Below are 20,798 nucleotides of genomic sequence, written 5' to 3' on the forward strand. Positions count from 1 at the left end.
CACAATCGCCGAGGGAACTACGGATCCCCGACCCGCGCGATCGCGGGCTCGCTTACTGGAAGCCGCCGCGACGCTGCTGAGTGCCGGAGGCCCCAGCGCGGTGACCGTGGAAGCGGTAACCCGAACCGCCAACGTCGCCAGAGCCACCCTGTATCGCCACTTCCCCAGTGGCAATGATTTGCTGGCCGCGGCGTTCAACAGCCTGATACCGCCGTCCCCGACACCGCCCGACGAGGGCTCGCTGCGGGATCGGCTTGTCGCCCTGATGCTTGCCCAAGCCGAATCGGTGGCCCAGGCCCCCGCGCTGATGACCGCCATGTCCTGGTTGGCGCTGGGTCGCGACCTGGAAGGTATGCCAGAACCTCACCACGACAACTGCACCGACAGCCCGGCGATTACCACGCTTCGTGAACGCATCGCCCAGCAGTACGCGGCGCCGTTCGACGCCTTGTTCGACAGTCCGGAGGCCGCGGAACTGGGCGAGGTGGACCGATCCCGGGCCATCGCCCTGCTGATCGGCCCGTTGGTGCTGGGGCGTCTGTCCACCCTGCCGGATTTCGATTATCGGGAATGCGCGTTCGCGGCCGTCGACGGTTTCCTGCACGTTCAGCGCGCGCAGGCCAGGGCTAGCGCAGCGAGTATCGAATCGGCAGGTGCTTGAGTCCACCGACGAACGTCGTGGCGATCAGTTCCGGTTCTGCGGCCGGCTCGACCGAGCCCAGTCTGATCTGATCCCTAATCGTGGGTTCCGGGTTCGTCGAGAAGCGTTTGCAAGGCTGCGATGAGGCTCGCTGGCTGACCGGGCGCGAGCCGGTCCAGTCGTTGTTGGAGGCGTGGGCGAATCCGTGCGGCAATCTGATCAACTACGCCTTGGCCATGTTCGGTGAGAGTCACAACATTGCGTCGCGAATCGCTCAGATCAGGTCGTCGGTCGATGTAGCCGTCTCGCGCTAGTTGGGTGAGTGCGCGACTGGTAGCCGCGGGATGACTGCTCAGTGCGCGAGAAATATCTCCTGAGGTGGCGATGGACGCGGCCAAAGAATCGAGGTCGCGTGGACGCTTCCGGGACCCATCAGCGATACCCTTGATCGTTCCACGGATACGCCACTGACCAGCGACTTACGTCAGTTCGAACGGACCGGCGACCGATTCTGGCCGAGATTTGGGCGGAATTTTGTTTGGGCCATGATCTAGGGCATACTGTTCGGGTTGCCTTGAGCCGGGTTCACGCCTGGCTGGGCATACGACCAGCGCCCAAACGGGCGCGTCCGGTCCCATCCTTGGAGCGACTATTTTGGCCGCGAACAAGGCTGTGTGAGGGTGACACGCCCGACCGCGGGGGCCGGTGAACCACGACAGGTAAACAGCGGCGCAGTATCCGGCGCGGCGCTCGATCGGCCCCAGATGGGCCGGGTCGGGTCGGCGCGCCGGGGGCACCAGGCCCGGATATCCGGGCCTCCAGAGGAGTGAGGGTAGGAGAAGCGTGGCGGGACAGAAGATCCGCATCAGGCTTAAGGCCTACGACCATGAGGCTATTGACGCCTCGGCGCGCAAGATCGTCGAGACCGTCGTCCGTACGGGTGCCAGCGTCGTAGGGCCGGTGCCGCTGCCGACCGAGAAGAATGTGTATTGCGTCATCCGCTCCCCGCACAAGTACAAGGACTCGCGGGAGCACTTCGAGATGCGCACCCACAAGCGGTTGATCGACATTCTCGATCCGACGCCGAAGACCGTTGACGCATTGATGCGCATCGATCTGCCGGCCAGTGTCGACGTCAACATCCAGTAGGGGATCGGCGAACTCATGGCAAGAAAAGGCATTCTGGGTACCAAGCTGGGCATGACGCAGGTGTTCGACGAGAACAACCGCGTCGTGCCGGTGACGGTGGTCAAGGCGGGCCCCAACGTGGTCACGCGCATCCGTACCCCGGAGCAAGACGGATACAGCGCCGTGCAGTTGGCCTACGGCGAAATCAGCCCACGCAAAGTCAACAAGCCCGTCACGGGCCAGTACGCCGCAGCGGGTGTGAACCCGCGCCGTCACCTGGCCGAGCTGCGTCTGGATAACCCGGAGGCGGCCGCCGAGTACGAGGTCGGCCAGGAGCTGACGGCGGAGATCTTCGCCGACGGCGCCTATGTCGACGTGACCGGTACCTCCAAGGGCAAGGGCTTCGCCGGCACCATGAAGCGCCACGGTTTCCGTGGTCAGGGCGCCAGCCACGGTGCCCAGGCGGTGCACCGTCGCCCGGGTTCCATCGGCGGCTGCGCCACTCCCGCGCGCGTTTTCAAGGGCACGCGGATGGCGGGCCGGATGGGTAACGACCGGGTGACCGTGCAGAACCTGGTGGTGCACAAGGTCGATGCCGAGAACGGTGTGCTGTTGATCAAGGGTGCGGTCCCCGGCCGCACCGGCGGACTCGTTGTGGTTCGCACCGCGATCAAACGAGGTGAGAAGTAATGGCAGCGATAAAGATTGACGTCAAGACGCCGGACGGTAAGGTCGACGGCTCGATCGAGCTGCCCGCCGAATTGTTCGACGCCCCAGCCAATATCGCGTTGATGCACCAGGTGGTCACCGCGCAGCGCGCGGCGGCTCGCCAGGGCACGCACTCGACCAAGACGCGCGGCGAGGTCAGCGGTGGTGGTCGTAAGCCTTACCGGCAGAAGGGCACCGGACGCGCGCGGCAAGGTTCGACGCGCGCCCCGCAGTTCACCGGTGGTGGCACCGTGCACGGCCCCAAGCCGCGTGACTACAGCCAGCGCACGCCGAAGAAGATGATCGCCGCCGCGTTGCGCGGGGCGCTGTCCGACCGGGCCCGCAACGGCCGCATCCACGCGGTGACCGAGCTGGTGTCGGGTCAGACGCCGTCGACCAAGAGCGCCAAGGCATTTCTGAACTCGCTGACCGACCGCAAGCAGGTGCTGGTCGTGATCGGTGGCACCGACGAGGCCGGTGCCAAGAGCGTGCGCAACCTGCCCGGTGTGCACATCCTGGCGCCGGGTCAGCTCAACACCTATGACGTGCTGCGTGCCGACGACGTGGTGTTCAGCGTCGAGGCGCTCAACGCCTACATCAGTGGCAACACGGCTAGCACCGAGGAGGTTTCGGCCTGATGGCGACCGTCACTGACCCACGCGACATCATCCTGGCTCCGGTCATCTCGGAGAAGTCCTACGGACTGCTCGACGACAACGTGTACACCTTCGTGGTGCACCCCGATTCGAACAAGACGCAGATCAAGATCGCTATCGAGAAGATCTTCTCCGTCAAGGTCGCATCGGTGAACACCGCGAACCGGCAGGGCAAGCGCAAGCGCACCCGCACCGGGTTCGGCAAGCGCAAGGGCACCAAGCGCGCGATTGTCACCCTGGCCGCGGGCAGCAAGCCGATTGACCTGTTCGGCGCACCGGCCTAGCGCGGCGACGATGCAGAGCGAAGCGATGAAGAGGAGCCGGGCAATCTGGCCCAGCGCGCGCGAGAGAAAGACCTGATAAGACATGGCAATTCGCAAATACAAGCCGACGACCCCCGGTCGCCGCGGCGCCAGCGTCTCCGACTTCGCCGAGATCACTCGGACGGAGCCGGAGAAGTCGTTGGTGCGCCCGCTGCACGGACACGGCGGACGTAATGCGCACGGCCGCATCACCACTCGTCACAAGGGTGGCGGCCACAAGCGCGCCTACCGGGAGATCGACTTCCGGCGCAACGACAAGGACGGCGTCAACGCCAAGGTCGCACACATCGAGTACGACCCGAACCGCACCGCCAACATCGCGCTGCTGCACTTCCTGGATGGCGAGAAGCGTTACATCATCGCCCCGCAAGGACTCTCGCAGGGCGACGTGGTGGAGTCCGGCGCCAACGCCGACATCAAGCCCGGTAACAACCTGCCGTTGCGCAACATCCCGGCCGGTACCTTGGTCCACGCCGTGGAGCTGCGGCCGGGCGGTGGCGCCAAGATGGCGCGGTCGGCCGGATCCAGCATCCAGCTGCTCGGTAAAGAGGGCACCTACGCCTCGCTGCGTATGCCCAGCGGTGAGATCCGCCGCGTCGACGTGCGCTGCCGCGCCACCGTCGGCGAGGTGGGCAACGCCGAGCAGGCGAACATCAACTGGGGCAAGGCCGGTCGCATGCGCTGGAAGGGCAAGCGCCCGACCGTCCGTGGTGTCGTGATGAACCCGGTGGACCACCCGCACGGTGGTGGTGAGGGTAAGACCTCCGGTGGTCGCCACCCGGTCAGCCCGTGGGGTAAGCCCGAGGGTCGTACCCGTCAGCCGAACAAGGCCAGTAACAAGCTCATTGTCCGACGCCGGCGCACCGGCAAGAAGCACGGTCGCTAGGAAGTCGAGGAGTAACAGATGCCACGCAGCCTGAAAAAGGGACCGTTCGTCGACGACCACCTGCTCAAGAAGGTGGACGTGCAGAACGAAAAGAACAGCAAGCAGGTCATCAAGACCTGGTCGCGTCGTTCGACGATCATTCCCGACTTCATTGGCCACACCTTTGCGGTGCACGACGGCCGTAAGCACGTCCCGGTGTTCGTCACCGAGGCGATGGTCGGCCACAAGCTCGGCGAGTTCGCGCCGACGCGCACGTTCAAGGGCCACATCAAGGACGACCGAAAGGCCAAGCGCCGATGAGCACCACGACGACTGAATATCCGTCGGCCGTCGCCAAGGCACGGTTCGTGCGGGTTTCGCCGACCAAGGCGCGCCGGGTCATCGACCTGGTGCGCGGCAAGTCGGTGGCCGACGCGCTCGACATCTTGCGCTGGGCGCCGCAGGCCGCCAGTGAGCCGGTCGCCAAGGTGATCGCCAGCGCTGCCGCCAACGCGCAGAACAACGATGGCCTGGACCCGGCGACCCTGGTGGTCGCCTCGGTCTACGCCGACGAGGGCCCCACCGCCAAGCGCATCCGTCCACGCGCCCAGGGTCGTGCGTTCCGGATCCGCCGGCGCACCAGCCACATCACCGTGGTGGTGGAAAGCCGCCCGAGCAAGGACCAGCAGTCTTCGAAGTCGTCGCGCGCCCGCCGCGCCGAGGGCAGCAAGGCCGCCGCCAAGGCTCCGGCCAAGAAAGCCGCGACCGCGCCTGCCAAGAAGGCGCCCGCCGCCAAGAAGACGCCCGCGAAAAAGGCTGCGCCGCAAGCCGAAGCCAAGACGTCTGAGACTTCTGACGCGAAGGGAGGCTCAGACTAGTGGGCCAGAAGATCAATCCGCACGGCTTCCGGCTGGGCATCACCACCGACTGGAAGTCCCGCTGGTACGCCGACAAGCAGTACGCCGACTACGTCAAGGAAGACGTGGCGATCCGCCGGCTGCTGTCCACCGGTCTGGAGCGCGCCGGCATCGCCGACGTGGAGATCGAGCGCACCCGCGACCGCGTCCGCGTCGACATCCACACCGCGCGTCCCGGCATCGTCATCGGCCGCCGCGGTACCGAGGCCGACCGGATCCGCGCGGACCTGGAGAAGCTGACCAAAAAACAGGTGCAGCTGAACATCCTCGAGGTGAAAAACCCGGAGTCGCAAGCGCAATTGGTGGCTCAGGGCGTTGCCGAGCAGCTGAGCAACCGGGTGGCGTTCCGTCGCGCGATGCGTAAGGCCATCCAGTCGGCGATGCGTCAGCCCAACGTCAAGGGCATCCGGGTGCAGTGCTCGGGTCGCCTCGGTGGCGCCGAGATGAGCCGCTCGGAGTTCTACCGCGAGGGCCGGGTTCCGCTGCACACCTTGCGTGCCGATATCGACTACGGCCTGTACGAAGCCAAGACCACGTTCGGCCGGATCGGCGTGAAGGTGTGGATTTACAAGGGCGACATCGTCGGCGGCAAGCGCGAATTGGCCGCTGCCGCACCGGCGGGCGCCGACCGTCCGCGCCGCGAACGGCCGTCGGGCACCCGCCCACGCCGCAGCGGCGCATCGGGTACCACGGCCACCAGCACTGAGGCTGGCCGGGCCGCGGGCGCCGACGAGAGTGCGGCTCCGGTGGAGGCGACGCCTGCAGCGGAACCGCAGAGCACGGAGAGCTGAATCATGTTGATTCCCCGCAGAGTTAAGCACCGCAAGCAACACCATCCACGCCAGCGCGGCATCGCCAGCGGTGGCACGGAGGTGAACTTCGGCGACTTCGGCATCCAGGCCCTTGAGCACGCCTACGTCACCAACCGGCAGATCGAGTCGGCTCGTATCGCGATCAACCGGCACATCAAGCGTGGTGGCAAGGTGTGGATCAACGTCTTCCCCGACCGTCCGCTGACCAAGAAGCCCGCCGAAACCCGCATGGGTTCGGGTAAGGGCTCGCCGGAGTGGTGGGTGGTCAACGTCAAGCCGGGCCGGGTGCTGTTCGAACTCAGCTACCCCAACGAGCAGACCGCTCGCGAGGCGCTCACCCGAGCAATCCACAAGCTGCCGATCAAGGCACGCATCATCACCCGAGAGGATCAGTTCTGATGGCAGTGGGTATTTCGCCTGGCGAACTGCGCGAGCTCACCGACGAGGAGCTGACCGAGCGCCTGCGCGAATCCAAGGAAGAGCTGTTCAACCTCCGCTTCCAAATGGCGACCGGACAGCTCAACAACAACCGCCGGCTGCGCACGGTGCGTTCGGAAATCGCCCGTGTGTACACGGTGCTGCGTGAACGAGAGCTGGGCCTGGCTAGTGGTCCTGACGGATCCGACGGAACTAAGGAATCGTGATGGCAGAAGCTAAAGCCGCTGCGAAGGATGGCGCTTCGAAAGAGAAGGGCCCGCAGCACACCCCGGCGAACCCGAAGACGCGTGGCCGGCGCAAGACGCGCATCGGCTACGTGGTGAGCGACAAGATGCAGAAGACCATCGTGGTCGAGCTGGAAGAGCGTACGCGGCACTCGCTGTACGGCAAGATCATCCGGACGACCAAGAAGGTCAAGGCGCATGACGAGAACGGCGACGCTGGCGTCGGCGACCGCGTCCTGCTGATGGAGACCCGGCCGACGTCGGCCACCAAGCGGTGGCGGCTCGTCGAAGTACGGGAAAAGGCCAAGTAACTTTCCAGCGGCATGCAACGCCCGAGACCTCACGGTCTCGGGCGTTTTGCTTTCGCGAGCTGGGTTCCTCAGCGTCGCGAGCGTAAACCCACTGCGAAAAAAGGTCGGAAATTTCGCAGTGGGGTTACGCTCGGCGCATGTCCCCTGACGCGCAAGGCTTTCAAGGCAAGATCGAGCTGGACATTCGCGATTCGGAGCCGGACTGGGGCCCGTATGCCGCACCGACCGCTCCGGAGAATGCGCCGAACATCCTGTATCTGGTCTGGGATGACACCGGCATCGCGACCTGGGACTGTTTCGGCGGCCTGGTCGAGATGCCCGCGATGGCGCGGATTGCCGAGCGTGGCATCCGGCTGTCGCAATTTCACACCACCGCACTGTGCTCGCCGACCCGCGCGTCGTTGCTGACCGGTCGCAACGCCACCACGGTGGGCATGGCCACCATCGAAGAATTCACCGACGGTTTCCCGAACTGCAACGGCCGGATCCCGACCGATACCGCGCTGATCTCCGAGGTGCTCGCCGAACGTGGTTACAACACTTACTGTGTCGGCAAGTGGCACCTCACGCCGCTCGAAGAATGCAGCATGGCCTCGACGAAACGGCATTGGCCGACCTCGCGCGGCTTCGAGCGGTTCTACGGCTTCATGGGCGGTGAGACCGACCAGTGGTACCCCGACCTGGTCTACGACAACCACCCGGTGAACCCGCCCGGCACGCCCGAAGACGGCTACCACCTGTCCAAGGACCTCGCCGACAAGACCATCGAATTCATCCGCGACGCCAAGGTGATTGCGCCCGACAAGCCGTGGTTCACCTATCTGTGCCCCGGCGCCGGGCACGCGCCTCATCATGTCTTCAAGGAGTGGGCCGACAAATACGCTGGCCGGTTCGACATGGGCTACGAACGTTATCGCGAGGTCGTGCTGGAAAACCAGAAGTCGCTGGGGATCGTGCCGCCGGACACCGAACTGTCCCCGATCAACCCGTATCTGGACGTGCAGGGACCCAACGGTGAGCCGTGGCCGCTGCAGGACACCGTTCGACCGTGGGACTCGCTCAATGACGAAGAGAAGAAGCTGTTTTCGCGGATGGCCGAGGTGTTCGCCGGTTTCCTCAGCTACACCGACGCCCAGATCGGCCGCGTCCTGGACTATCTCGAGGAGTCCGGCCAGCTCGACAACACCATCGTCGTGGTGATTTCCGACAACGGCGCCAGCGGTGAAGGCGGGCCGAACGGATCGGTGAACGAGGGCAAATTCTTCAACGGGTACATCGACACCGTCGAGGAGAGCATGAAGCTCTTCGACCAGCTCGGTGGGCCCGCGACCTACAACCATTACCCGATCGGTTGGGCGATGGCCTTCAACACTCCCTACAAGCTCTACAAGCGCTACGCCTCGCACGAAGGCGGTATCGCCGACTCGGCAATCATCTCGTGGCCCAACGGAATTGCGGCCCACGGTGAGGTGCGCGACAACTACGTCAACGTTTCCGACATCACCCCGACCATCTACGACCTGCTGGACATGACCGCGCCGGACACGGTCAAGGGTATTGCGCAGAAGCCGTTAGACGGCGTGAGTTTCAAAGTGGCCCTGCATGATCCGGCCGCCGACACTGGCAAGCAGACCCAGTTCTACACGATGCTGGGCACCCGCGGGATCTGGCACAACGGCTGGTTCGCCAACACCGTGCACGCCGCCACGCCGGCGGGCTGGTCGCACTTCGACGCCGACCGCTGGGAGCTGTTCCACATCGAGTCCGACCGCAGCCAGTGCCACGACCTGGCTGCCGAGCAACCCGAGAAGCTGGAAGAGCTTAAGGCGCTGTGGTTTTCCGAGGCCGCCAAGTACAACGGTCTGCCGTTGTCGGACCTGAACCTGATGGAGACCATGACCCGCTTCCGGCCCTACCTGGTGGGGGAGCGGACCAGCTACATCTACTACCCCAACTGCGCGGACGTCGGAATCGGTGCCGCCGCCGAAATCCGTGGCCGCTCGTTCGGCGTGCTGGCCGACGTGACAGTGGACACCACCGGCGCCGAAGGCGTGCTGTTCAAGCAGGGCGGCGCGCACGGCGGGCATGTGCTGTTCATCCAGGACGGTCGCCTGCATTACGTCTACAACTTCCTGGGCGAGCGTCAGCAGCTGGTGTCCTCGTCGGGTCCGGTGCCGTTGGGCAGGCACCTCTTCGGCGCCAGTTACTCGCGGACCGGCACGGTGCCGAACAGTCATACGCCGCTGGGTGACGTCACCCTGTTCATCGATGACGAGGTGGTCGGAACGCTCGCCGATGTGACCACCCACCCCGGAACCTTCGGTTTGGCGGGCGCCGGCATCACCGTCGGCCGAAACGGCGGATCCGCAGTATCCAGCCGGTACAAGGCGCCGTTCGTCTTCACCGGCGGCACCATCGCCGCGGTCACCATCGACTTGTCCGGGCGGCCTTACCAAGACGTGGAAACCGAACTTGCGCTTGCATTTTCGCGTGACTGAACGTTCGCGACGAGCCAGGTTTGTCCCGCTTGCCGCGGCGGGTGTGATTTGTGTGCTGGTAGGTGCGGTCTGCGGTTGCGGGAAAACCACGGGCGGCAACGCCGTTCGGGCCGGCACCACGGCCGCGTCAACGACGACGTCGGGCGCGCCGCGCAAATCCGACCCTGCTGAGCCGGTGCCCGGCGTCGAGGCCACACCGCCCGATCACATTCCGCCCAACGCCCTGGCCTGCCTGCCGGCCGCCACCGGCAACGGCCGGATGACGGCGGCGACGGTATCGGATCCGGTGGCGCCCAGGCTCACCGTGCCGCTGCCCGACGGCTGGAACTCGGCCCCCGGCAGTGGTGATGTCGCACTGACCGCGACCGGGACCGACGGGTTATCGGCCAGGGTGACGATCACCCCGACCGACCTCGAACCCGGTGGGGCGTTCTTGCGCTACGGCGCCGATCTGCGTACCGCCAACCCGGGCGTCCAGGTCAGCGTCGAACCGGCTCAGTTCTGCGGCTACAGCAGCCAGTTGCTCGGCGGCAGCACCGGCGGGGTCGCCTTCGCCGATCGCATCACCCACATCTGGACGAACACCAAGGCATTTCTCGTGGTCGTCCATCTGGAGGGGCCCGCGGGTGCTCCGGGATTCAATGCGGCGAAATCCACAGTGATGCAGCAATTCGCGGTCGTTATCCCCTGAAACAGACCGCTTGACTGCTAGCATCGGACCCCGTGCCTGCCGGGAAAGGCGTCAAACTATCCGTTCTACTCGTGGTGGTGATGTCCGATGACCGCTGAAGCCCCGCCGTTGCCGCCGTCGAAACCAGAAGCGCGCGGCCGCCAAATCGCAATAGCCTTCGGGATTCTCGTAGCGGTCATCAGCGTGTACGCCCTATCCCTGATTGCCGTGCACCTGTTGGCCAAATCGGCGCCGCCGTTGCCCGCCGTGGACTTCAGCAAGGTCGAGGCCGAAGACAGCGTCGTGCAGGTGAACCTGAGCGAGCTGAAAACGGTGGCGAATCGCCTGACGGTGAATGTGCTTGTCTACCCGAAAGATTCGCTGTACGACAAGAACTTCGGTGTGTTGACCACCGATGCGGCGGTGCGCCTGTATCCCGATAACGACCTCGGCGACCTGCAGTACCCGATTGGCAAGGCGCCGGGCCAGGTGACCACCACCATCCAGGCGCGCGGCGATCCGGGCAACTGGCCTTTCGACTCGTACAAGACGGACGTGATCGCGGCCGACGTGTTCACCGGCACGGGGCAAAACCGCGAAAAGGTGCCTGCCCGCGTGGAAGTCACCGGAAAGCTGGACGGCTGGGACGCTAGCGTCACAAGGGTCCACGACCCCGACGATGCCGATCCCAACATCATGGACAACGTCGTCATCACGCTGCACCGGTCCAAGGGCCCGCTGATCTTCGATGTAGGCGTGGTGCTGGTACTCGTCGCCCTGCCGATGCTGGCGTTGTGGGTGGCCATTCCGGTGGCCCTGGGCCGGACTTCGTTCCTGCCGCCGCTGACAACCTGGTACGGCGCCATGCTGTTCGCCATTGTCCCGCTGCGCAATATCCTGCCGGGCAACCCACCGTACGGTTCCTGGATCGACCAAGCCGTCGTGCTATGGGTGTTGATCGCGCTCGTCGTCGCCTTGGCCTTGTTCCTGGTCGGCTGGTGGCGGCAACGAGATCGAAGAACGCCCAAGAAGACTTAGGGCACGAAAAGCCTTACCGCACATTCTCGATCGACGACGAGGTGATGGCGTCGATAGCGGTGAAGACCCGCGACTGGAAGTCGGGCGGCAACGGGATGTAGCCGTTCTTGTCGAGATCGACCTGGCCCGGTCCGACGGCTGCCTGCAGGAACGCCTTGACCGCCTGGCCGACGGCCGGGTCGGTGTACTTCGAGCAGACGATCTCGTAGGTGACCATCACGATCGGGTACACGTCGGGCTGGGTCGGGTTGTAGAACGGCGTGGTGTCCAGCACGAGGTCGTTGCCCTTGCCGACGATCTTGGCGCTGGCGATGGTCTTACCGACGGTGTCGGTCCCGATCCGGACCGGGCGCAACGATTTCCGGCTTGCCGGGGTCTTGATCTGGGCAGCGAACAGGCCCTGGTCCAACGCGAACGACAGCTCGTTGTAAGAGATCGCGCCCTCGGTGTTCTTCACCTCCGACGACGTGCCGACGTTGCCGTGCGCGCTGGTGCCCACGCCGCCGTTGAAGATCTTGCCGGTGCCCTTGTCCCAGGCCCCGCCGGATGCGGCCTGCAGGTAGGCCTGGAAGTTGGCGGTGGTGCCGGACGGGTCGGCGCGGTGGATAACGTGAATGTTTTCCGGCGGCATCGAGGCGTTCATCGCGGTGATGGCCGGATCGTCCCAGCGCGTGATGGTGCCGTTGAAAATCTTGGCCAGCGTGGGCGCGTCGAGCACCAGCGAATCAACGGCGTTGAGGTTGTAGGTGATGGCGATCGGCCCGAACACCACGGGCAGGTTCCACGCGTCGGCGCCGCCGCAGCGCTGCTTGGCGGCCGCGTACTGGTCACCGGAAAGGGGGAGGTCGGATCCGGCGAAGTCGGTCTTGCCCGCGAGGAAGTCCTCGACGCCCGCGGCCGAGGCGTTTGCGGTGTAGGACAGACTTTGTCCCTTGCATGCCTTCGCGTAGGCATCGACAAAGCGCTTCATCGCATTTGCCTGCGCGGTCGAACCGCTGGCGGTGAGGTCTTGTTTGCCGCCGCAATCGACTCGCGCTCCGTTGGCGTAAGACAGCGAGGTGTGGGGTTTTCCGCATCCCGAGAGCACCAGTGCGGCCGCGGTCAGCACGCTTATGGCGGCAGCCGGTCGGTTGTGCTTCACGTTGAATGCCTCCTTGGGAACGGCAGGGGGTGAGACTGCCTTGAGCTGTGATCGAAGTCTAGCGACGCGACGTGCTGGGTGGGAGCGGTGACCTGGGGTAACCGCGTCGATCGGAACGGGGCCCGCAGGTGTGCACGCGGTTTCCGGCAGCGTGGCCGGCCCGGACGTGCGAGACGGCGCCCGGCATCGGCGGCGAGCCCGGTGTCGGGGTGCATGTCCACCCCGCTTTCGACACACGTCGACATTTACAGCTATCGAAGCGACGCGCAAACAAACATCGGGTGAATTGGCCGTTCGCACCCGGTGGAGAGAATGACGAAGGTAGTTTGCGAAAAGCCGCATTTCGAGCGCGATTGCCGCGCGTTGATTACCATCTGACTTCGTGTCGGCTCCGGTTAGCTGGAATCGCCCAGCGAATTGTGGGACCGCCGCCAGTTGTCCGCCGTGGAGGTGACCGATGACCGCTCAAGCCCCGCCTGCGCACGCCGCCCCGCCGTCACCGGAGAAGCCGAAGCGCCGCCGACTGCTCGGCCTGGCGATCCTCGGCGGCTTCGTCGTGGTGTACGCCCTGTCGTTGTTCGGCTTTCTGTTGCTGGGAGAGTCCGCGGCACCGCTGAAGGCCCCCGACCTCAACGCGACCGACGACACCGTGGTGCTGATCCGCCTCGAGGAGCTCAAGACCGTCGCCAATCGTCTCGGGGTGAAGGTGCTGGTGTATCCGCAGGAGGCCATGTGGGACTCGCACCTGGACGTCTTGAAACAGGACACCGCGGTCCGGATGGATCCGCCGAACGACCTGGGGGACTTGGTCTATCCGGCCGGGAAGTCGCCGGCGCAGGTGGCTACCACGGTGGAGGCTCACGGCGACCCGGAGATCTGGCCCTTCGACTCCTACGAGACGGACACCCTTTCGGCCGAGGTGCTCGTCGGGACCGGTGACGACCGCAAATACAAACCGGCCCGTATCGAGGTGGCCGGAAAATTGGAAGGTTGGGACGTCAGCGTTCAACGCGTCGGCGAGGGTGGGGACAACGTGATCATCACGTTGCAGAGGTCGAAGGCCCCGCTGATCTTCGACCTGGGAATCTGTCTGGTCCTCTTCGCCATGCCCACCATCGCGTTGGCGGTCGTCATTCCGATGGTGATCGGTAAGCGAAAGGTGGTGCCTCCGTTCGGCGGGTGGTTCGCCGCGCTGCTGTTCGCCGTCATTCCCATCCGCAACTTCCTGCCGGGAGCCCCACCGCCCGGTGCTTGGATCGACCAAGCGCTGGTGATCTGGGTGCTGATCGCGCTGGTCGGAGCGATGGGCCTGTACATGCTCGCGTGGTACCGGCGATCCGACTGACGCCGTTCAGGCGCCGCCTACCCTGAAGTGGTGCTCACCGAGTTGGTCGATCTGCCCGGCGGCACCTTCCGGATGGGCTCGACGAGCTTCTATCCCGAAGAGGCGCCGATCCACACCGTGACGGTGAACTCGTTCGCGGTGGAACGGCACCCGGTGACAAACGCGCAGTTTGCCGAATTCGTGACTGCCACAGGCTATGTCACGGTCGCCGAGCAGCCGATCGATCCGCGGCTGTACCCCGGTATCGATCCCGGCGAGCTCAGCGCGGGGGCGATGGTTTTCCGTCCCACGCCGGGCCCGGTCGACCTGCGGGACTGGCGGCAGTGGTGGGAGTGGGTGCCGGGTGCGAGTTGGAAGCACCCGTTCGGGCCGGACAGCGATGTCGCGGACCGGGCCGATCATCCGGTCGTTCAGGTCGCGTATCCGGACGCCGCCGCCTACGCGCGCTGGGCCGGGCGGCGGCTGCCGACGGAGGCGGAGTGGGAGTATGCGGCCCGCGGCGGCAGCGCGACCACCTACGCGTGGGGCGACGAGCCCAAGCCCGGCGGGCAACTGATGGCCAACACCTGGCAGGGCAACTTCCCGTATCGCAACGACGGAGCGCTGGGCTGGGTGGGAACATCGCCGGTGGGGGAGTTTGCGCCGAACGGGTTCGGATTGCACGACATGATCGGCAACGTCTGGGAGTGGACCGCCACCGAGTTTTCCGCGCACCATCGGCTCGATCAGCCCCCGAAGGCGTGTTGCACCCCCTCGGGGCCTGCCGACCCGGCCGTCAGCCAGGCGCTGAAGGGCGGTTCGCACCTGTGCGCGCCGGAGTACTGCCACCGCTACCGTCCGGCCGCCCGGTCGCCGCAATCGCAGGACACCGCCACCACCCACATCGGGTTTCGCTGCGTGGCCGACCCCGGATCCGGCGTCGAGCGTGAACGACGGCTTTCGGGCAGGTGACAGTAGTCCCTGGGGCGTGAGGTTTAGTTGCGCGGGCGGTGTGGATGTTCGCTACCATCTGCCCGTGTCGCCCCGTCAAGCTGGACTTCGCCAGCGCGCTTCCGGCCGGGACCGATGACCACCGGAACGCCGACAGAGGCGCCCTCGGAGGAACCATCGGCGAAGAAGTCGGGCCTCCTCAGCTATCTGAACCGGCACCGCCCTCGCCTGTCGCTGGGCGCGTTCATTCTGGCCGTGGTGATCGGCGTCTACGTCCTGTCGCTGTTCGGTGTGCATTACCTGCAGCGATCGGAGGGACCGCTGCCGCCGCTGGACCTCAGTGAAGGTGGCGGCAACGACACGATCGTGCAGTTGCGTCTGGACGACTTCAAAACCACGTCCAACCGTCTCAAGGTGGACGTCCTCGTCTATCCCCCGGATACGCTGTACGACAAGCGATTCGACGTGCTGAACACCGACGTCGCGGTGCGCCTGTATCCGACGAACGACCTCGGCGATCTGCAGTTCCCGAAAGGCAAGGCGCCGGCACAGGTCGAAACCACCATCGAGGCGCACGGCGATCCGGCCAACTGGCCGCTCGACACCTACAAAACCGAGAAGATCTCCGCCGACACCTTCATCGGCTCCGGTGACGACCGGAAAAAAATACCCGCCCGCGTCGAGGTGACCGGGGGGCTGGACGGCTGGGACGTCACCGTCAGCCGCGACGACGAAACCAGCAACGTGAACTCGCGCGGCCTCGATGACGCCCAGCTGGTCATCACGATGAAGCGGGCCAAGGGGCCGCTGGTCTTCGACATCTTCATCTGCATCGTGCTCGTCACCCTGCCGATCTTGGGCTTGTCGGTGGCCATTCCGATGGTGATGGGCCGCAGAAAGTTCGTGCCGCCGTTCGGGACGTGGTACGCCGCGATGCTGTTCGCGATCGTCCCGCTGCGAAATATCCTGCCCGGGTCACCACCCCCGGGCTCGTGGATCGACCAGGCCGTCGTGCAGTGGGTGCTGCTCGCGCTGGTGTCGGCGATGAGTTTGTACATCCTGGCCTGGATCCGACAGGGCGACTGACGCACGCGAGATCCGGTCGGCCGGGAATTTGGCGCTGAGCAGGTCTTCACCTAGACTCTAGGGGTTGCCTTGGGCAGACCTCGGCCGGTGCGTGCGAACGTCACAGGCCCCGCGTGCCCTTCGGTGACAAAGACCGCGCACGTCAGGTTTGTGGTGGGCCTTGCTTTCTGGAGGCTTGCCGAGGTGTTCTCCTGCCGTGCACACGTGAACTCAGTCAGGAGATCGAGTGATTCAGCAGGAATCGCGGCTGAAGGTCGCCGACAACACCGGCGCCAAGGAGATCTTGTGCATCCGGGTGCTCGGTGGCTCGTCGCGACGCTACGCCGGCATCGGTGACGTCATCGTCGCCACCGTCAAGGACGCCATCCCGGGTGGCAACGTCAAGCGCGGTGACGTCGTCAAGGCCGTCGTGGTGCGCACCGTCAAGGAGCGCAGGCGTCCCGACGGCAGCTACATCAAGTTCGACGAGAATGCCGCGGTAATCATCAAGCCCGACAACGACCCGCGCGGAACCCGCATCTTCGGGCCCGTCGGGCGCGAACTGCGCGAGAAGCGATTCATGAAGATCATCTCGCTGGCCCCGGAGGTTTTGTAGATGAAGGTCAAGAAGGACGACACCGTCCTGGTGATCGCGGGTAAGGACAAGGGCGCCAAAGGCAAAGTGCTGAAGGTTTACCCGGACCGTGACCGCGTGCTGGTCGAGGGTGTCAACGCGATCAAGAAGCACACCGCTGTTTCGACCAACCAGCGCGGCGCCCGCTCGGGCGGAATCGTCACCCAGGAAGCGCCGATTCACATCTCCAACGTGATGGTGGTCGACTCCGACGGCAAGCCCACCCGCGTCGGCTACCGGGTCGACGAGGAGACCGGTAAGCGCGTCCGTATCGCCAAGACCAACGGCAAGGACATCTAAGGTGACCACCACAGAAAAAGCGCAGCCGCGCCTGAAAGAGCGCTACCGCAACGAGATTCGCGACGCGTTGCACAAGGAATTCAACTACGGCAACGTGATGCAGATCCCGACGGTGACCAAGGTCGTCGTCAACATGGGCGTCGGCGACGCCGCCCGGGACGCCAAATTGATCAACGGAGCGGTCAGCGACCTCGCCCTGATCACCGGGCAGCGACCCGAAATCCGCAAGGCCCGCAAGTCCATCGCGCAGTTCAAGTTGCGCGAGGGCATGCCGATCGGCGCGCGGGTCACCCTGCGGGGCGACCGGATGTGGGAGTTCCTCGACCGGCTCACTTCCATTGCGCTGCCGCGTATTCGTGACTTCCGCGGGCTTTCGCCCAAGCAGTTCGACGGCGTCGGCAACTACACCTTCGGACTGGCCGAGCAGTCGGTGTTCCACGAGATCGACGTGGACAAGATCGACCGGGTTCGCGGCATGGACATCAACGTCGTCACTTCGGCGACGAACGACGACGAAGGACGAGCGCTGTTGCGGGCTCTCGGCTTTCCGTTCAAGGAGAACTGAGTAGATGGCTAAGAAGGCACTGGTTAACAAGGCCAACGCCAAACCGCGTTTCGCGGTGCGTGGCTACACCCGCTGCAACAAGTGCGGACGTCCGCGTGCGGTTTACCGCAAGTTCGGGCTGTGCAGGATCTGCCTGCGCGAAATGGCGCACGCGGGCGAACTGCCCGGCGTGCAGAAGAGCAGCTGGTAACAGGCACAGGACGAGACCAACCCAGAACAGGTGCGCGACAGGCCCCTAACGGGAACCATCGCGAGGAAGGTTATAGACGCTGTCATGACAATGACGGACCCGATCGCAGACTTCTTGACACGTCTGCGCAACGCCAATTCGGCGTATCACGACGAGGTGACGTTGCCTCACTCCAAGATCAAGGCCAACATCGCCCAGATCCTCAAGAGCGAGGGATACATCAGCGACTTCCGGACCGAAGATGCTCGGGTCGGCAAGGCGCTGGTCGTTCAGCTCAAGTACGGACCCAGCCGGGAACGCAGCATTGCCGGCCTGCGCCGGGTCTCCAAGCCCGGTCTGCGGGTGTACGCGAAATCCACCAACTTGCCGCGGGTGCTCGGCGGGCTGGGCGTGGCGATCATCTCGACGTCGTCAGGTCTGCTCACCGACCGTCAGGCAGCCAGACAAGGCGTGGGCGGCGAAGTCCTCGCGTACGTGTGGTGAGGGGTAACCATGTCGCGCATTGGTAAGAAGCCGATTCCGGTTCCCGCCGGAGTCGACGTAACGATCGACGGTCAGAAGGTCTCGGTGAAGGGACCCAAGGGCACCCTGGACCTGACCGTCTCCGAGCCGATCACGGTGGTTCGCAGCGAAGACGGTGCGATCGTGGTCAACCGTCCGGACGACGAGCGGGAAAACCGTTCGCTGCACGGGCTTTCGCGCACGCTGGTGTCCAACCTGGTCACCGGCGTCACCGAGGGCTACACCACCAAGATGGAGATCTTCGGGGTCGGTTACCGGGTGCAGCTCAAGGGCCGCAACCTCGAGTTCGCGCTGGGATACAGCCATCCCGTGTTGATCGAGGCGCCCGAGGGCATCACGTTCGCGGTGGAGACGCCGACGAAGTTCAGCGTCACGGGGATCGACAAGCAGAAAGTCGGCCAGATTTCGGCGAACATCCGCCGCCTGCGCCGTCCCGACCCGTACAAGGGCAAGGGCGTGCGCTACGAGGGTGAGCAGGTCCGCCGCAAGGTCGGAAAGACAGGTAAGTAGCCATGGCGAAAACACAGGCTGAAACGCAAAAGCCGGTGGGCAAGAACATCTCCGCGACTCGCCGCGTCGCGCGGCTGCGCAGGCACGCGCGGCTGCGTAAGAAGATCTCCGGCACCTCGGCGCGTCCGCGGCTGGTGGTGAACCGGTCGTCGCGACACATTCACGTGCAGCTGGTCAACGACCTCAACGGCACCACGGTGGCGGCCGCGTCGTCCATCGAGGCGGACGTTCGCGGACTCGACGGTGACAAGAAAGCCCACAGCGTGCGGGTCGGCCAACTGATCGCCGAGCGCGCCAAGGCCGCCGGCATCGACAGCGTGGTGTTCGACCGTGGCGGATACAGCTACGGCGGACGGATCGCGGCGCTGGCAGACGCCGCGCGCGAGAACGGATTGAAATTCTGATGACAACTGGAAGGACCGCATAATGGCGGAGCAGTCCGCTGGGGGGCAAGGCGCCCCGGACAGCCGTGACGGCCGCGATTCCCGCGACTCCCGTGACGGGCGCGGTCGGCGCGACGGCGGCGGTGGCCGCGGACGCGACCGTGACCGCGATGGAGACAAGAGCAACTACCTGGAGCGGGTCGTCGCGATCAACCGTGTTTCCAAGGTGGTCAAGGGTGGTCGGCGCTTCAGCTTCACCGCTCTGGTCATCGTGGGTGACGGTGCCGGCATGGTCGGCGTCGGCTACGGCAAGGCCAAGGAAGTTCCGGCCGCGATCGCCAAGGGCGTGGAAGAGGCGCGCAAGGGCTTCTTCCGGGTGCCGCTGATCGGCGGCACCATCACTCACCCGGTGCAGGGCGAGGCGGCCGCGGGTGTGGTGCTGCTGCGCCCGGCCAGCCCCGGTACCGGTGTGATCGCCGGCGGTGCCGCGCGCGCCGTGCTGGAATGCGCTGGGGTGCACGACATCCTGGCCAAGTCGCTGGGCAGCGACAACGCGATCAACGTGGTGCACGCCACGGTGGCCGCACTCAAGCTGTTGCAGCGCCCGGAGGAGGTGGCCGCTCGCCGCGGCCTGCCGATCGAGGATGTCGCCCCGGCCGGAATGCTGAAGGCGCGACGGGAAAGTGAAGCGCTGGCCGCCAGTGCAGCGCGTGAAGGAACGGCACAGCAATGAGCCAGCTGAAGATCACCCAGGTGCGCGGCATCATCGGGGCGCGCTGGAAGCAGCGCGAGTCCCTGCGCACCCTGGGGCTGCGAAAGATTCGTCAGTCGGTGGTCCGTGAGGACAACCCAGCGACCCGCGGACTGATCGCAAAGGTGAGCCACCTGGTTGAGGTGGAGGAGACCAAATGACCATCAAACTGCACGACCTGAAGCCGGCCCCCGGGTCGAAGAAGGCGCGCACCCGCGTTGGTCGCGGTGAGGGCTCGAAGGGTAAGACCGCCGGCCGCGGTACCAAGGGCACCAAGGCACGCAAGAACGTGCCGGTGACCTTCGAGGGTGGTCAGATGCCGATCCACATGCGGCTGCCCAAGCTCAAGGGATTCAAGAACCGGTTCCGTACCGAGTACGAGATCGTCAACGTCGGTGACATCAGCCGGTTATTCCCCGAGGGCGGTGCCATCGGCGTCGCCGAACTCGTCGCCAAGGGCGCGGTTCGCAAGAACTCGTTGGTGAAGGTCCTCGGCGACGGCGACCTGGCCGTCAAGGTCGACGTCTCCGCGCACAAGTTCAGCGGCAGCGCCCGCGAGAAGATCACCGCCGCGGGCGGCTCGGCCACCGAGGTCTCTTAGTCCGCGGACCCGGCGTCCATTAGTGCGCACGCCGTACCGAGCGCGGATTCCAATGCCGCGCTTCGGGTTTCGCTGTGCTCGGGCATACCGCGCGAGATCAGTACCGATCCGACCATCAGGGCGACGATGCTCCAAGCTCGCCGCCGGCGGTCGGGCTCTGCTCCGTCGAGCAGCTCGGTGATTCGGTCGACCAGTGCGAGCATCTTGCGCTGGTAAGCCTGCTTGACGGGCGGTTCGGCGCGAGATACGTCCGCGCTCAACGCGGGCATCACGCACCCGCCCGCCACATCGTGGCTGTGAGCGGTGTCCAGGTATTCGTGGAGAAACGCGATCATGTGCGCCCGCGCCTCCTCGTGGGTCATCGCGCCGGTCTCCGTGACGAACGGTTCACCCAGCCCCGCCTCGACGACGGCCTCGAGAATCGCCGTCTTGTTCGGGAAGTTCGAATAGAACGCGCCCGACGTGACACCCGCGGCGGCGGCCAGCCCGTCGACGCCGATGCCGTTGAATCCGCTCGTCTTGAGCGAGCGGGTGCCGGCGCGGACGAGTGCGTCGCGCGCGCGTGCCTTCTGATCCGGTGGGTATCTCACGGGTCCTCCCTAGGGGTTGACGCTTCTCCCATCGTAGAATAAC

General features: G+C 65.3%; 31 protein-coding genes and 1 pseudogene. 29 read left to right on the plus strand and 3 right to left on the minus strand.

Annotated features, from left to right (window positions below; translation table 11 throughout):
* Positions 1-55: 55 nt before the first annotated feature.
* Both ACAG21_RS02005 and ACAG21_RS02010 read left to right on the plus strand, forming a co-directional pair.
* Positions 56-661, plus strand: a complete 606-nt coding sequence (locus ACAG21_RS02005) for a TetR/AcrR family transcriptional regulator (protein ID WP_370494540.1) — start codon at positions 56-58, stop codon at positions 659-661.
* A gap of 80 nt (positions 662-741) precedes the next feature.
* Positions 742-954, plus strand: coding sequence for a hypothetical protein (locus ACAG21_RS02010; protein WP_370494555.1), 213 nt, complete (start codon positions 742-744; stop codon positions 952-954).
* A 3-nt stretch (positions 955-957) separates the two neighbouring features.
* On the opposite strand, the pseudogene ACAG21_RS02015 reads toward ACAG21_RS02010, so the two are convergent.
* A pseudogene (locus ACAG21_RS02015) lies at positions 958-1,038 on the minus strand (hypothetical protein); the annotation flags it as partial.
* Between the two features lie 445 nt (positions 1,039-1,483).
* Between ACAG21_RS02015 and rpsJ the strand changes: the two are divergent.
* The 14 genes from rpsJ (at position 1,484) to ACAG21_RS02085 (ending at position 11,228) form a co-directional block, all read left to right on the plus strand.
* Positions 1,484-1,789: a 30S ribosomal protein S10 gene (rpsJ, locus tag ACAG21_RS02020; protein ID WP_003873519.1), complete on the plus strand. Its 306-nt coding sequence runs from the start codon at positions 1,484-1,486 to the stop codon at positions 1,787-1,789.
* A gap of 15 nt (positions 1,790-1,804) precedes the next feature.
* On the plus strand, positions 1,805-2,458 hold the full coding sequence (rplC, locus tag ACAG21_RS02025; protein ID WP_370494374.1) for a 50S ribosomal protein L3: 654 nt from the start codon (positions 1,805-1,807) through the stop codon (positions 2,456-2,458).
* Positions 2,458-3,114 carry a 50S ribosomal protein L4 gene (gene rplD, locus ACAG21_RS02030; protein ID WP_370494375.1) on the plus strand — a complete coding sequence of 219 codons (657 nt, stop codon included), beginning with the start codon at positions 2,458-2,460 and terminating at the stop codon, positions 3,112-3,114. The genes rplC and rplD overlap by 1 nt, the downstream gene beginning before the upstream one ends.
* A complete protein-coding gene (rplW, locus tag ACAG21_RS02035) occupies positions 3,114-3,416 on the plus strand; it encodes a 50S ribosomal protein L23 (protein ID WP_096284771.1) in 303 nt (100 codons plus the stop codon). Before rplD ends, rplW begins: the two co-directional genes overlap by 1 nt.
* Positions 3,417-3,498: 82 nt before the next feature.
* Entirely contained in the window at positions 3,499-4,341 is an 843-nt protein-coding gene (gene rplB / locus ACAG21_RS02040) for a 50S ribosomal protein L2 (RefSeq protein ID WP_096284773.1), read from the plus strand.
* 18 nt (positions 4,342-4,359) lie between these two features.
* Positions 4,360-4,641, plus strand: coding sequence for a 30S ribosomal protein S19 (rpsS, locus tag ACAG21_RS02045; protein WP_025738376.1), 282 nt, complete (start codon positions 4,360-4,362; stop codon positions 4,639-4,641).
* Complete coding sequence (gene rplV / locus ACAG21_RS02050; protein ID WP_370494376.1) at positions 4,638-5,198, plus strand: 50S ribosomal protein L22; 561 nt, start codon at positions 4,638-4,640, stop codon at positions 5,196-5,198. The genes rpsS and rplV overlap by 4 nt, the downstream gene beginning before the upstream one ends.
* Positions 5,198-6,028, plus strand: coding sequence for a 30S ribosomal protein S3 (rpsC, locus tag ACAG21_RS02055; protein WP_370494377.1), 831 nt, complete (start codon positions 5,198-5,200; stop codon positions 6,026-6,028). Before rplV ends, rpsC begins: the two co-directional genes overlap by 1 nt.
* Positions 6,029-6,031: 3 nt before the next feature.
* On the plus strand, positions 6,032-6,448 hold the full coding sequence (rplP, locus tag ACAG21_RS02060; protein ID WP_096284779.1) for a 50S ribosomal protein L16: 417 nt from the start codon (positions 6,032-6,034) through the stop codon (positions 6,446-6,448).
* Positions 6,448-6,693, plus strand: a complete 246-nt coding sequence (rpmC, locus tag ACAG21_RS02065) for a 50S ribosomal protein L29 (protein WP_096284781.1) — start codon at positions 6,448-6,450, stop codon at positions 6,691-6,693. Before rplP ends, rpmC begins: the two co-directional genes overlap by 1 nt.
* A complete protein-coding gene (rpsQ, locus tag ACAG21_RS02070; protein ID WP_342925857.1) occupies positions 6,693-7,022 on the plus strand; it encodes a 30S ribosomal protein S17 in 330 nt (109 codons plus the stop codon). The genes rpmC and rpsQ overlap by 1 nt, the downstream gene beginning before the upstream one ends.
* Positions 7,023-7,159: 137 nt before the next feature.
* On the plus strand, positions 7,160-9,520 hold the full coding sequence (locus ACAG21_RS02075; protein WP_370494378.1) for an arylsulfatase: 2,361 nt from the start codon (positions 7,160-7,162) through the stop codon (positions 9,518-9,520).
* Complete coding sequence (locus tag ACAG21_RS02080) at positions 9,513-10,211, plus strand: hypothetical protein (protein ID WP_370494379.1); 699 nt, start codon at positions 9,513-9,515, stop codon at positions 10,209-10,211. Before ACAG21_RS02075 ends, ACAG21_RS02080 begins: the two co-directional genes overlap by 8 nt.
* Positions 10,212-10,298: 87 nt before the next feature.
* Complete coding sequence (locus ACAG21_RS02085) at positions 10,299-11,228, plus strand: DUF4436 domain-containing protein (RefSeq protein ID WP_370494380.1); 930 nt, start codon at positions 10,299-10,301, stop codon at positions 11,226-11,228.
* A 13-nt stretch (positions 11,229-11,241) separates the two neighbouring features.
* On the opposite strand, the gene pstS is transcribed toward ACAG21_RS02085, so the two are convergent.
* A complete protein-coding gene (pstS, locus tag ACAG21_RS02090) occupies positions 11,242-12,369 on the minus strand; it encodes a phosphate ABC transporter substrate-binding protein PstS (protein ID WP_370494381.1) in 1,128 nt (375 codons plus the stop codon).
* A gap of 457 nt (positions 12,370-12,826) precedes the next feature.
* Between pstS and ACAG21_RS02095 the strand changes: the two genes are divergently transcribed.
* From ACAG21_RS02095 to rplO, 13 genes are all read left to right on the plus strand, one after another.
* Positions 12,827-13,714 (plus strand): DUF4436 domain-containing protein, encoded by an 888-nt coding sequence (locus ACAG21_RS02095; protein WP_370494382.1) that lies wholly within the window; start codon positions 12,827-12,829, stop codon positions 13,712-13,714.
* Positions 13,715-13,744: 30 nt separating this feature from the next.
* Complete coding sequence (locus tag ACAG21_RS02100; RefSeq protein ID WP_370494383.1) at positions 13,745-14,665, plus strand: formylglycine-generating enzyme family protein; 921 nt, start codon at positions 13,745-13,747, stop codon at positions 14,663-14,665.
* 114 nt (positions 14,666-14,779) lie between these two features.
* Positions 14,780-15,730 (plus strand): DUF4436 domain-containing protein, encoded by a 951-nt coding sequence (locus ACAG21_RS02105; protein ID WP_370494384.1) that lies wholly within the window; start codon positions 14,780-14,782, stop codon positions 15,728-15,730.
* A 226-nt stretch (positions 15,731-15,956) separates the two neighbouring features.
* Complete coding sequence (gene rplN / locus ACAG21_RS02110) at positions 15,957-16,325, plus strand: 50S ribosomal protein L14 (RefSeq protein WP_003403649.1); 369 nt, start codon at positions 15,957-15,959, stop codon at positions 16,323-16,325.
* Positions 16,326-16,643: a 50S ribosomal protein L24 gene (rplX, locus tag ACAG21_RS02115; protein WP_342925849.1), complete on the plus strand. Its 318-nt coding sequence runs from the start codon at positions 16,326-16,328 to the stop codon at positions 16,641-16,643. It begins immediately after the preceding gene.
* A 1-nt stretch (position 16,644) separates the two neighbouring features.
* Positions 16,645-17,208, plus strand: coding sequence for a 50S ribosomal protein L5 (rplE, locus tag ACAG21_RS02120; protein ID WP_370494385.1), 564 nt, complete (start codon positions 16,645-16,647; stop codon positions 17,206-17,208).
* A gap of 4 nt (positions 17,209-17,212) precedes the next feature.
* Positions 17,213-17,398: a type Z 30S ribosomal protein S14 gene (locus ACAG21_RS02125; protein WP_090600437.1), complete on the plus strand. Its 186-nt coding sequence runs from the start codon at positions 17,213-17,215 to the stop codon at positions 17,396-17,398.
* An 84-nt stretch (positions 17,399-17,482) separates the two neighbouring features.
* A complete protein-coding gene (rpsH, locus tag ACAG21_RS02130; RefSeq protein WP_036466727.1) occupies positions 17,483-17,881 on the plus strand; it encodes a 30S ribosomal protein S8 in 399 nt (132 codons plus the stop codon).
* Between the two features lie 9 nt (positions 17,882-17,890).
* The gene (gene rplF, locus ACAG21_RS02135; RefSeq protein WP_370494386.1) at positions 17,891-18,430 is read left to right on the plus strand and encodes a 50S ribosomal protein L6; all 540 of its coding nucleotides are present in this window, start codon (positions 17,891-17,893) and stop codon (positions 18,428-18,430) included.
* Between the two features lie 2 nt (positions 18,431-18,432).
* Positions 18,433-18,834: a 50S ribosomal protein L18 gene (gene rplR / locus ACAG21_RS02140; protein WP_370494387.1), complete on the plus strand. Its 402-nt coding sequence runs from the start codon at positions 18,433-18,435 to the stop codon at positions 18,832-18,834.
* 22 nt (positions 18,835-18,856) lie between these two features.
* Positions 18,857-19,546 (plus strand): 30S ribosomal protein S5, encoded by a 690-nt coding sequence (gene rpsE / locus ACAG21_RS02145; protein WP_096284803.1) that lies wholly within the window; start codon positions 18,857-18,859, stop codon positions 19,544-19,546.
* Positions 19,543-19,725, plus strand: coding sequence for a 50S ribosomal protein L30 (gene rpmD / locus ACAG21_RS02150; protein WP_370494388.1), 183 nt, complete (start codon positions 19,543-19,545; stop codon positions 19,723-19,725). Before rpsE ends, rpmD begins: the two co-directional genes overlap by 4 nt.
* The gene (gene rplO, locus ACAG21_RS02155) at positions 19,722-20,165 is read left to right on the plus strand and encodes a 50S ribosomal protein L15 (protein WP_370494389.1); all 444 of its coding nucleotides are present in this window, start codon (positions 19,722-19,724) and stop codon (positions 20,163-20,165) included. The genes rpmD and rplO overlap by 4 nt, the downstream gene beginning before the upstream one ends.
* Here rplO and ACAG21_RS02160 read toward each other — a convergent pair.
* Complete coding sequence (locus ACAG21_RS02160) at positions 20,162-20,755, minus strand: TetR/AcrR family transcriptional regulator (RefSeq protein WP_370494390.1); 594 nt, start codon at positions 20,753-20,755, stop codon at positions 20,162-20,164. The genes rplO and ACAG21_RS02160 overlap by 4 nt on opposite strands.
* Between the last annotated feature and the right edge of the window lie 43 nt (positions 20,756-20,798).

Origin of the sequence: Mycobacterium sp. pR1184, assembly GCF_041287235.1 — a bacterium.
In the GTDB taxonomy this organism is placed as follows: domain Bacteria; phylum Actinomycetota; class Actinomycetes; order Mycobacteriales; family Mycobacteriaceae; genus Mycobacterium.

Excerpts from the sequence above, each read along its gene's own strand:
- rplC (WP_370494374.1), top strand. The coding sequence starts at position 1,805 with ATGGCAAGAAAAGGCATTCTGGGTACCAAGCTGGGCATGACGCAGGTG.
- rplD (WP_370494375.1), top strand. The coding sequence starts at position 2,458 with ATGGCAGCGATAAAGATTGACGTCAAGACGCCGGACGGTAAGGTCGAC.
- rplW (WP_096284771.1), top strand. The coding sequence starts at position 3,114 with ATGGCGACCGTCACTGACCCACGCGACATCATCCTGGCTCCGGTCATC.
- rplB (WP_096284773.1), top strand. The coding sequence starts at position 3,499 with ATGGCAATTCGCAAATACAAGCCGACGACCCCCGGTCGCCGCGGCGCC.
- rpsS (WP_025738376.1), top strand. The coding sequence starts at position 4,360 with ATGCCACGCAGCCTGAAAAAGGGACCGTTCGTCGACGACCACCTGCTC.
- rplV (WP_370494376.1), top strand. The coding sequence starts at position 4,638 with ATGAGCACCACGACGACTGAATATCCGTCGGCCGTCGCCAAGGCACGG.
- rplP (WP_096284779.1), top strand. The coding sequence starts at position 6,032 with ATGTTGATTCCCCGCAGAGTTAAGCACCGCAAGCAACACCATCCACGC.
- rpmC (WP_096284781.1), top strand. The coding sequence starts at position 6,448 with ATGGCAGTGGGTATTTCGCCTGGCGAACTGCGCGAGCTCACCGACGAG.
- rpsQ (WP_342925857.1), top strand. The coding sequence starts at position 6,693 with ATGGCAGAAGCTAAAGCCGCTGCGAAGGATGGCGCTTCGAAAGAGAAG.
- ACAG21_RS02075 (WP_370494378.1), top strand. The coding sequence starts at position 7,160 with ATGTCCCCTGACGCGCAAGGCTTTCAAGGCAAGATCGAGCTGGACATT.
- ACAG21_RS02085 (WP_370494380.1), top strand. The coding sequence starts at position 10,299 with ATGACCGCTGAAGCCCCGCCGTTGCCGCCGTCGAAACCAGAAGCGCGC.
- ACAG21_RS02095 (WP_370494382.1), top strand. The coding sequence starts at position 12,827 with ATGACCGCTCAAGCCCCGCCTGCGCACGCCGCCCCGCCGTCACCGGAG.
- ACAG21_RS02105 (WP_370494384.1), top strand. The coding sequence starts at position 14,780 with ATGACCACCGGAACGCCGACAGAGGCGCCCTCGGAGGAACCATCGGCG.
- rplX (WP_342925849.1), top strand. The coding sequence starts at position 16,326 with ATGAAGGTCAAGAAGGACGACACCGTCCTGGTGATCGCGGGTAAGGAC.
- ACAG21_RS02125 (WP_090600437.1), top strand. The coding sequence starts at position 17,213 with ATGGCTAAGAAGGCACTGGTTAACAAGGCCAACGCCAAACCGCGTTTC.
- rpsH (WP_036466727.1), top strand. The coding sequence starts at position 17,483 with ATGACAATGACGGACCCGATCGCAGACTTCTTGACACGTCTGCGCAAC.
- rplF (WP_370494386.1), top strand. The coding sequence starts at position 17,891 with ATGTCGCGCATTGGTAAGAAGCCGATTCCGGTTCCCGCCGGAGTCGAC.
- rplR (WP_370494387.1), top strand. The coding sequence starts at position 18,433 with ATGGCGAAAACACAGGCTGAAACGCAAAAGCCGGTGGGCAAGAACATC.
- rpsE (WP_096284803.1), top strand. The coding sequence starts at position 18,857 with ATGGCGGAGCAGTCCGCTGGGGGGCAAGGCGCCCCGGACAGCCGTGAC.
- rpmD (WP_370494388.1), top strand. The coding sequence starts at position 19,543 with ATGAGCCAGCTGAAGATCACCCAGGTGCGCGGCATCATCGGGGCGCGC.
- rplO (WP_370494389.1), top strand. The coding sequence starts at position 19,722 with ATGACCATCAAACTGCACGACCTGAAGCCGGCCCCCGGGTCGAAGAAG.